General features: G+C 58.3%; 1 protein-coding gene. It reads right to left on the bottom strand.

Going from position 1 to position 552, the window contains the following annotated elements:
* A partial coding sequence (locus AC4FS3_RS29290) for an ABC transporter substrate-binding protein (protein ID WP_491023462.1) occupies window positions 1-552 on the bottom strand: 552 nt, incomplete at both ends.

Raw genomic sequence — 552 nt, forward strand, 5'->3', positions numbered from 1 at the left:
GTCGGTGACCTCATAGGTCGCCTCGCCGACGATATCGCGCGCCTTGTCGCCAAGGCCCTTCCTGAACCCCTTGACGTAATCGCGCCCCGAATCGTCGTTCTGCGACAGGATGGCGATTTTGGCGTTCGGCATATTCTCCACGACGTAGCGGCCATAAATCTCGCCCTCGACGTCATAGAGCGGGAAAAACGCGGTCGTCCATGGGAAGTTCTTCGGATCGTTCCACTTGGCGGCGCCCGTGGAGATCAGGATCTGCGGCACTTTCTTGCTGTTGAGATATTTGTGCGTCGACGTATTGGTTGGCGTCCCCACCGTGCCATAGATGGCCAGCACGTTTTCACTCTCAACCAGCTTGCGGGTCTGCTCAACGGTTTTCGGCGGGCTGTAGGCGTCGTCCAGCGAGATCAGATTGACCTTGCGCCCGTTGATCCCGCCCTTCTCGTTCAGCTTCCTGAAATAGGCGACTTCGACCATGCCCTGAACGCCATAGGCGGAAGCGGGTCCGCTATAGGGCATCGTCTGGCCGATTCTGATTTCCGTGTCGGAAACACC

This window comes from Pseudogemmobacter sp. TB195, from assembly GCF_058313095.1.